The sequence below is a fragment of the Streptococcus infantis genome (assembly GCF_001579645.1).
Lineage (GTDB): Bacteria > Bacillota > Bacilli > Lactobacillales > Streptococcaceae > Streptococcus > Streptococcus infantis_E.
Genome location: NZ_KQ970818.1, coordinates 776668 through 785509 on the forward strand (window position 1 = coordinate 776668; position 8842 = coordinate 785509).

Here is an 8842-nt window from a genome sequence, read left to right on the forward strand (position 1 = left end):
TCCCTTCATATTTAACTTTTATGGTACAAGTATAACACTATATGAAACCGTTGTCAATGTTTTTTGTTGTATTTTGTTTGATTTTTATTTTTTTTGTTTACGAATTAAACATTTAATGATTTCAAACATATTTTTTATAATTTCCTAATAAATATAATAAAAAAAACAGGAATGACTCCTGTTTTCACGATGTTAACTCTTTTTATTGGTCCAACTTTCTTCCACCATTGGAAGGAGATTTTTTAATACTTCTGGGACACCTTCAAGTGAAACATATCTAAACTTGCCATCATCGGATTTAAATACCCAGATAATTAAATATTTACCATTCTTAGCAATACAGTTTACAACATAAGCCTCATAGCCACCGATAGTTGATTTTGACCCCCATACCTTGGAGAAGTCTTGACTTTTCTGTTTGGCTTCATAAATGCTAGTTGAAATTTGAACAGTTTCAAGTGCTGCGTACTCACTTTCACTAATACCAAATTGCTCTGGTTTAAATGTATTGAGAGTTACAATGTTGACATCCGTTCCATCACAGTACTGAATGTCATCTCCTCCTTCAATTTCTTTGAAATGAACCCATGATTTAGGAATTTTCACATAGCCATAATCATCAGAACCTACTACTTGCGTCTCTTCAGTCTGTTTTTGAGATGAACTAGGTTCTTGACTTGAAGTTTCCTGAACACTAGAAGAGGCTTCTGTCTTTACTTCATTTGTCTTTTCTGAATGACTACAAGCAATTAGACTAAGACTGCAAAGTAAAAGTGTAGATAAAATTGTTATTTTTTTCATGATAACTCTCCTTTCCCTTCTATTTTAAAGCAAGAAGGGAAAAGTGTCAAAAAAATACTGTATTTTGAAAATTTACAAAATACAGTAATTGATTTCTTATATTAGATGCCATTCTCACCTAGCAACTATTCTTCATCCATACTCAAGACGCTGAGGAAGGCTTCTTGTGGTACTTCAACTGAACCGATCGCTTTCATTCGTTTCTTACCAGCTTTTTGTTTTTCAAGAAGTTTACGTTTACGAGAAACGTCACCACCATAACATTTAGCAAGCACGTTTTTACGAAGAGCCTTGATATCTGTACGAGCTACAATCTTATGTCCAATAGCTGCTTGGATTGGAACTTCAAATTGCTGACGAGGAATAATTTTCTTGAGCTTATCAACAATGAGTTTTCCACGTTCGTAGGCAAAGTCCTTGTGAACGATAAAGCTGAGAGCATCCACCTTGTCTCCATTGAGAAGGATATCCATTTTCACTAGCTTAGATGGGCGATACTCAGACAATTCATAGTCAAAGCTTGCATAACCACGAGTAGATGATTTCAGTTTATCAAAGAAATCGAAGACAATTTCCGCAAGTGGAATTTGATAGATAACATTGACACGATTATCATCGATATAGTCCATAGTCACAAAGTCGCCACGCTTGCGCTGAGCCAATTCCATTACTGCTCCGACAAACTCCTGCGGTACCATAATTTGTGCCTTGACATACGGCTCTTCGATGGTCGCAATCTTAGTTGGGTCTGGAAACTCTGATGGGTTAGAAACATCCAATGACTCACCGTCGGTTTGATTAACTTTGTAGATAACGGATGGAGCAGTCATGATAAGGTCAATATTAAACTCACGCTCTAAACGTTCTTGGATAACATCCATATGGAGAAGTCCAAGGAATCCACAACGGAAACCAAAACCGAGCGCTTGCGATGTTTCAGGTTCAAACTGTAAACTAGCATCGTTCAACTGCAATTTTTCAAGAGCTTCACGAAGATCATTATACTTATTTGACTCGATTGGGTAGAGACCTGCAAAGACCATCGGATTCATCTGTTTGTATCCTGAAAGTGGTTCGGTTGCTGGATTTGTCGCTAAGGTTACTGTATCACCGACACGTGTGTCCTGAACAGTCTTAATCGAAGCCGCGATATAACCAACATCACCTGTCGCAAGAAAATCACGTCCTACAGCTTTAGGTGTGAAGATTCCAACTTCAGTAACATCGAAGGTCTTACCATTACTCATAAGCTGAATCTTATCACCAGGTTTGACTACCCCATCCATGACACGCACTTGGAGGATAACCCCACGGTAAGCATCGTAAACTGAGTCGAAAATCAAGGCTTTCAATGGTGCTGACACGTCACCAGTTGGGGCTGGTACTTTATCGACAATTTGCTCGAGAATTTCTTCGATACCGATACCAGCCTTGGCTGAAGCCAATACTGCCTCGCTAGCGTCTAGACCAATGACATCTTCGATTTCTGTACGCACACGCTCTGGATCTGCTGCTGGCAGGTCAATCTTATTGATAACTGGCATGATTTCCAAATCATTATCCAAAGCAAGATAGACGTTGGCAAGTGTTTGAGCTTCAATCCCTTGAGCGGCATCAACCACCAAAATAGCACCCTCACAGGCAGCTAGGGAACGCGACACTTCATAGGTAAAGTCCACGTGTCCTGGTGTGTCAATCAAGTGGAAGATATAAGTCTCACCATCTTTAGCCGTATAATTCAGCTCGATAGCATTAAGCTTGATAGTAATTCCACGTTCACGTTCAAGGTCCATACTATCAAGTAGTTGAGCCTGCATTTCACGACTAGAAACTGTTTCAGTCGCTTCCAAAATACGGTCTGCTAAAGTTGATTTTCCATGGTCAATATGGGCAATGATAGAGAAGTTACGGATCTTCTCCTGTCGTTTTTTCAATTCTTCTAAGTTCATTATTCTCTTCCTTTCAGGGTATCTATTAATTATAAATTGTTTTTAACATTTTGACAAGACCATACCCTGTTAGGAGTACTAATCTTCAGCAATAAAACCGTCATTTTCGATAAAGTGATGTTCTGTCATACCTTGGTCGGTAAAGACAATCCCATGAAGAACACCACCGTAAACAGCTCCTCCATCCATTCCAATCTTACCGTCTTCTGTTATCCAGAGTTCAGCTGTACCACGTTCTTGATTTAGTAAACCATAGACTGGTGTATGACCAAAGACAATGATTTTTCCAGTATGATTTTCAGCTTCGTGGAATGGTTTTCTGAGCCATACCTTCTTGTAATCGGTAGTATCATGCCAATCATCCAAAGTCAAATCAATACCAGCATGAACAAAGATATACTTCTCTGTTTCAATCACAAAAGGCATCTGACGGATAAATTCCACTAAGTCTGCTGCTTCAGTCTCAACACGCTTAGCATCTGCTACTCCATCTACTGGTGCATCTAGCGGACGGCCTAAAATGGAATTAATGGTTGTATCCCCCCCATTACGACGATAGTGGTCATAGCTTTCTTCAGGATTATCCAACCAAGTTAAAAACATATACTCATGGTTTCCTGATAAACAGATAGCGCCTTTATTATCAACCAAATCCTTGACCATTTCAAGAACACGGCGGCTATCTTCTCCTCTATCAATCAAATCTCCAAGAAAGAGTAATTGGGTTTTTCCATCCCATGTTTTAAGAAGATCTTCTAGCATCCCAGCTTTTCCGTGAACATCTCCAATTACATAATAGTCTGTCATCTTATTTCTCCCTGTTTCTCAACAATTCTCTGGCTTGCGTCAGGGCTGCTTCTGTCACATTCTCCCCGGCCAACATCTTAGCGACTTCTTCAATTCTTTCTTCAACTGTCAGCAAGCGAACTGTTGAAACGGTCGAATGTTCATTACTAATCTTTTCAATAAAGAACTGATAATCTGCAATTGCAATAACTTGAGGAAGGTGAGAAATAGCCAATACTTGACCGTGCTGCCCAATTTTATGAATTTTTTGCGCGATAGCTTGAGCTACACGACCTGAGACTCCTGTATCCACCTCATCAAAGACAATGCTGGTCTTACCTTCCTTACGAGAAAAAGCAGACTTGATAGCCAACATCAAACGAGATAACTCACCACCAGAAGCTACTTTTACTAAAGGTTTATAATCTTCTCCAGGGTTGGTTGAAATGTAAAACTCAACACTCTCATTACCTTCACGACTAAATTTTCCCTTACTGAAACGGACTTGAAATTCAGCTTTTTCCATATAAAGGTCTTGCAATTCTTGCTTGATTTCAGCTTCAAGTTCCTGAGCTATTTTATGACGAGCTTGAGCAACTTGACCTGCTAGATCCACAAGATTTTTTTCAAGTTTCTTAAGTTCGATTTCCATATCTTCAGAAGATAGATTATTTCCTGTTAGAAGATTATATTCGTCTGTAATCTTGGCAAAGTATTCAAGGACATCATCCACACTACCACCATATTTACGGGTAATGGTGTGAATCAAATCAAGTCGGCTTTCAACCTGCATCAGACGATTCCCATCAAAATCTAAATCATCAATAATGGATTCCAACCGTTTGGTGATATCTTCTAGAACATAATAGGATTCAGAAAGTGAGCCTGAAATCTCACGGTATTCTGGATCAAACTCTTCAAGACTTTCCATATCATTCATGGCTGAACGGACATTTGCCAGACTTGAAAATTCTTCATTATCCAGCATACTATAAGCATTTGTTAAAGTATCGGCGATATGTTTATGATTCAGAAGTTTGTCTCTTTCTTGATTAAGGGCAATATCTTCACCAGCTTTCAAATTAGCTGCCTCAATCTCAGCCATCTGAAATTCCAACATTTCAATACGAGCCTTGTGTTCCTGCTGATTTTTTTTGATGTCAAGCACTTGCTTGCGCATACGACGATAGTTATCGAAACTCATCTGATAGGCTTCTTTTAATTCAAAGAAAGAGGCATCCCCAAACTCATCCAACATCTGGATATGTCGATGTGGGCGCATTAACTCCTCTTGGTCATGTTGACCATGGATATCAACTAGCTGTTGACCAATCGTCCTTAATACTGAAAGATTAACCATCTGTCCATTTACACGACTGATGCTCCGACCGTTTTGTAAAATTTCGCGACGAATAATGATTTCATCACTCAATTCTAATCCTTGTTCATCAAAAATTTCTTCTAGAGCGCGGTTACTTTCAATTGAAAAAAGACCTTCAATTTCCGCTTTTGGAGCCCCATGACGAATAACTTCTGTTGTAGCTCGAGCTCCTAACATCATATTCATAGCGTCAATAATGATTGATTTACCCGCACCTGTTTCACCAGTTAAAACTGTCATCCCTTGTTCAAAGTTCAAAGAAATTGATTCGATGATAGCAAAATTTTTAATCGAAATTTCCAGTAACATATAATCCTACCAATTTTTAACTTGCTCAAAAATATCTTTGGCTGTTTCTTCACTTCTCAATACCATCAAGATGGAATTATCATCAGCAATACAGCTAAAAATTTGGTCAGAAAAAACAGTCATCAACTGACTCTTGACGAAAATAGTATTTCCTGGAATGACTTGCAAATTGATCATATGCCCCATGCGTTCAGCATGAATAATATTATTTTCTGCCAACTGCAAGCTTCTAACGATTGATTTTGGTAATTCATAAATGTAAGTATTGTCTTTCAATGGAATTTTTACAATACCTAATTCTTTAATATCTCGGGAGACTGTTGCTTGAGTAGCAGAGATACCCGCTTCTCTCAAGTGTTCAACGATTTCTTCCTGTGTTCCGATTTGATAATCTGTAACAAATCTTCTTATCTTCTCAAGTCTCTCTTTTTTATTCATCTTTAAATTCTCTATGTGCTTTCTCTACAACTTTTTCTATTTCAGTAACAACCTGATTGCTTGCGTGATCTTCTTTTCGCAAATAGGCTAAAAACTCGATATTCCCATGACCACCTTGAATAGGAGAATAGTCCAATCCTAAGACTGAAAATCCTTCTTCAACTGCCATTTTAGTAACTGATTCTAAAACATTTTGGTGAACTTTGGCATCTCTGATAATTCCATTTTTACCAATCTGTTCTCGACCAGCCTCAAATTGAGGCTTAACTAGAGCTACAACCTGACCTTGATCAGCTAAAATACGGTGCAAAGCCGGCAAAATAAGGCCTAAGGAAATAAAACTGACATCGATACTGGCAAAACTTGGTTCCTGATTAAAGTCGGTCGTTTCAGCATAACGGAAGTTGAACTGTTCCATGCTAACCACACGAGGGTCTTGACGTAATTTCCATGCCAGTTGGTTAGTACCAACATCAACTGCAAAAACTAGTTTAGCACCATTTTGCAACATGACATCCGTAAAACCTCCAGTTGAAGCTCCGATATCAATGGTCGTTTGTCCCTCAACTGATAGATCAAAAATATCTAGCGCCTTCTCAAGTTTCAAGCCACCACGACTGACATACTTAAGTTTCTCACCCTTGAGTTTCAACTCTGTATCGTCAGGAATTTTTTCTCCTGGTTTATCAAATCGTTCGCCATTTAAAACAGCGACTACCAAACCAGCCATAACACCACGTTTGGCTTGTTCTCTTGTTTCAAATAAACCTTGTTTGTAAGCTAATACATCTACTCTTTCCTTAGCCATTGATTCTCAAACTTTCTACTATTGTCACAATTGGTTCCTTATCAAAGCTCACAACCTGACTAATCTCTTCAAGTTTCGCAGTAGCTTGATCCAAGGTTTGATTGCAAAACGCTATCGCCTGATCTAATCCTAACAAAGCAGGATAGGTTGACTTTTCGGCCTGCAAGTCTTTCTGGGGTGTTTTTCCAATTTCCTCAAAGCTAGCGGTAACATCAAGCACATCATCTCTCACTTGGAAAGCCAGGCCAATCAACTCGCCAACTGTTTTAAGCTGCCTCTGAAGATTTTCATCCAATCCAGCAATGATTCCAGCCGCTTGGAAAGGAAAAGCTAAAAGTTTACCCGTTTTATTAGCATGGATAGTCTGAAGTTTCTCTAAATTCAAGTGTTTTCCTTCGCCTTCCATATCTAACACTTGACCAGCCACCATTCCCATACTTCCAGAAGCAAGTGATAGATTTGCTATTAAATCTACCTTGGCTTGACTAGGCAAATCAGCTTGAGCAATTAAAGCATAGGGATCCAAAAAGAGAGCATCGCCTGCTAAAATAGCTAGAGCTTCACCATACACCTTATGGTTGGTCAAACGTCCTCGTCGATAATCATCATTATCCATAGCAGGTAGATCATCATGGATCAAACTTCCTGTATGAATCATTTCTAGTGCCGCTGCAACTTGAGCATGTTCCTGAGTGATAGGCACTTGCAAGGAGTCCAAAACTTCTAAAAGTAAATATGGACGAATCCGTTTACCTCCAGCATGTATGGAATAAAGAACAGCTTCTCTTAAACTGGACGCAAATTGTTGGTTGCCATAAAAGTCTTCAAGAGCTGACTCGACCAAAGCTAGTTTTTCCTGCTTGTTCATACCAGTTCACTTTCTGTTCCATCTTCTTGCATCACCTTGACCAAAGTCTTTTCTGCTTTATCAAGTGTTGCCCGCAATTCTTTGGACAAGAGCATTCCTTTTTGAAAAGCTGAAATAGCATCTTCCAAAGCAATTTCACCATTTTCTAAGCTTTGAACAATCGTTTCAAGTTCTGCTAGATTTTCCTCAAATTTCTTTTGTTTTGACATCTCTTACCTCTAATTCTACTTGACCGTCCCGCATCAACAGTGATACTTGGTCATTTTCTTTCAAATCTTTCGCAGAAGCCACTACGACTTCTCCCTTTTTGACAATTGCATAACCTCTGGCTACAATTCGACTAGTATCTAGCATAAGGAGAGCTTCTGATAGGCGTTTTACTTCTGCTACTTTTGCATCATAAGTCACAGCCATCTGGCTTCGCAGCAGTTTCTTTAATTGTTGGATACGATCCTGATAACGCTGAATCTTGATGGTTGGTGATAATTGTTCCAAACGGTGGACTTGTTCTTGCACCTTTTGTTGATTTCGAACCAATTCAGCATTCAGTCCTTGCTTCAGTCGCAGCTGTAACTGATCTAAGCGTTGTAGATAGCCGTCATATAAACGCTCTGGTTGTCTGAAGATGACCGATTGACTGAGGATTCTCAAAGCTTCTTGTTTCTTTGACAAGGTATGCTTAACCGCTGTAGTCATGCGTTTTTCTTGATTCTGAAGATAGGTCAAAAGATCTAACTTAGTTACTGGTGTAGCGAGTTCAGCAGCAGCTGTCGGCGTTGCCGCTCTCTTGTCAGCAACAAAATCAGCCAAAGTGACATCTGTTTCATGACCTACACTCGAAATAATCGGTAAACGAGATTCAAAAATTGCTCGAACTACAATTTCTTCGTTAAAGGCCCAAAGATCTTCAATGGAACCTCCCCCACGGCCGATAATCAGAACATCTAAGTCATCGCGTTCATTGGCTCGAGTTATATTACGAGCAATTTCCTCTGCAGCACCCTCACCTTGAACTTTAGTAGGATATAAGACAATTTCCACACCAGGGAAGCGTCTGCTAACTGTCGTAATAATATCCTGAATGACGGCTCCGCTACGGCTGGTCACCACACCTATTTTTTTTGAAAATTGTGGTAAAGATTGTTTAAATCGCTCTTGAAACAAACCTTCTTCTGCCAGTTTCTTCTTAAGTTGTTCAAATTGGATAGCCAAGGCACCAACACCATCTGGTTCAGCTTTTTCAATGATAATCGAATAACTTCCGCTTGGCTCATAGACTTGAACACGACCAACCACATTGATCTTCATCCCTTCTTCTAAATCAAAACCTAGTTTCTGATAAATACCTGACCAAATGGTTGCCTGAATAACTGCACGATCATCCTTAAGAGAAAAATACTGATGCGTTGGACGCTTGCGGAAGTTAGAGACTTGACCAGTTAAATAGACTCGTTCCAAGTAGGGGTCTTTATCGAATTTCATTTTTAAATACTTGGTCAAAG

General features: G+C 39.2%; 9 protein-coding genes. All 9 read right to left on the bottom strand.

The window, feature by feature from the left end:
• Nucleotides 1-192: 192 nt before the first annotated feature.
• Nucleotides 193-801 carry a hypothetical protein gene (locus SINDD18_RS03740; RefSeq protein ID WP_061863129.1) on the bottom strand — a complete coding sequence of 203 codons (609 nt, stop codon included), beginning with the start codon at nt 799-801 and terminating at the stop codon, nt 193-195.
• A gap of 125 nt (nt 802-926) precedes the next feature.
• Entirely contained in the window at nt 927-2750 is a 1824-nt protein-coding gene (gene lepA / locus SINDD18_RS03745) for a translation elongation factor 4 (protein ID WP_061863130.1), read from the bottom strand.
• A 78-nt stretch (nt 2751-2828) separates the two neighbouring features.
• Nucleotides 2829-3557: a metallophosphoesterase family protein gene (locus tag SINDD18_RS03750; protein WP_061863131.1), complete on the bottom strand. Its 729-nt coding sequence runs from the start codon at nt 3555-3557 to the stop codon at nt 2829-2831.
• A gap of 1 nt (nt 3558) precedes the next feature.
• Nucleotides 3559-5226 (bottom strand): DNA repair protein RecN, encoded by a 1668-nt coding sequence (recN, locus tag SINDD18_RS03755; protein WP_061863132.1) that lies wholly within the window; start codon nt 5224-5226, stop codon nt 3559-3561.
• A gap of 6 nt (nt 5227-5232) precedes the next feature.
• Nucleotides 5233-5664, bottom strand: coding sequence for an arginine repressor (locus SINDD18_RS03760; RefSeq protein ID WP_049526273.1), 432 nt, complete (start codon nt 5662-5664; stop codon nt 5233-5235).
• Nucleotides 5657-6472, bottom strand: coding sequence for a TlyA family RNA methyltransferase (locus tag SINDD18_RS03765; protein ID WP_061863133.1), 816 nt, complete (start codon nt 6470-6472; stop codon nt 5657-5659). The genes SINDD18_RS03760 and SINDD18_RS03765 overlap by 8 nt, the downstream gene beginning before the upstream one ends.
• A complete protein-coding gene (locus SINDD18_RS03770) occupies nt 6465-7340 on the bottom strand; it encodes a polyprenyl synthetase family protein (protein WP_061863134.1) in 876 nt (291 codons plus the stop codon). The genes SINDD18_RS03765 and SINDD18_RS03770 overlap by 8 nt, the downstream gene beginning before the upstream one ends.
• Nucleotides 7337-7549, bottom strand: a complete 213-nt coding sequence (locus SINDD18_RS03775; protein ID WP_061863135.1) for an exodeoxyribonuclease VII small subunit — start codon at nt 7547-7549, stop codon at nt 7337-7339. The genes SINDD18_RS03770 and SINDD18_RS03775 overlap by 4 nt, the downstream gene beginning before the upstream one ends.
• Nucleotides 7527-8840 (bottom strand): exodeoxyribonuclease VII large subunit, encoded by a 1314-nt coding sequence (gene xseA / locus SINDD18_RS03780; protein ID WP_081108243.1) that lies wholly within the window; start codon nt 8838-8840, stop codon nt 7527-7529. Before xseA ends, SINDD18_RS03775 begins: the two co-directional genes overlap by 23 nt.
• Nucleotides 8841-8842 lie beyond the last annotated feature (2 nt).

What these genes read in the sequence shown, in the direction of transcription:
- SINDD18_RS03740 (WP_061863129.1), bottom strand. Translation starts at nt 801, where the DNA reads ATGAAAAAAATAACAATTTTATCTACACTTTTACTTTGCAGTCTTAGT.
- lepA (WP_061863130.1), bottom strand. Translation starts at nt 2,750, where the DNA reads ATGAACTTAGAAGAATTGAAAAAACGACAGGAGAAGATCCGTAACTTC.
- SINDD18_RS03750 (WP_061863131.1), bottom strand. Translation starts at nt 3,557, where the DNA reads ATGACAGACTATTATGTAATTGGAGATGTTCACGGAAAAGCTGGGATG.
- recN (WP_061863132.1), bottom strand. Translation starts at nt 5,226, where the DNA reads ATGTTACTGGAAATTTCGATTAAAAATTTTGCTATCATCGAATCAATT.
- SINDD18_RS03760 (WP_049526273.1), bottom strand. Translation starts at nt 5,664, where the DNA reads ATGAATAAAAAAGAGAGACTTGAGAAGATAAGAAGATTTGTTACAGAT.
- SINDD18_RS03765 (WP_061863133.1), bottom strand. Translation starts at nt 6,472, where the DNA reads ATGGCTAAGGAAAGAGTAGATGTATTAGCTTACAAACAAGGTTTATTT.
- SINDD18_RS03770 (WP_061863134.1), bottom strand. Translation starts at nt 7,340, where the DNA reads ATGAACAAGCAGGAAAAACTAGCTTTGGTCGAGTCAGCTCTTGAAGAC.
- SINDD18_RS03775 (WP_061863135.1), bottom strand. Translation starts at nt 7,549, where the DNA reads ATGTCAAAACAAAAGAAATTTGAGGAAAATCTAGCAGAACTTGAAACG.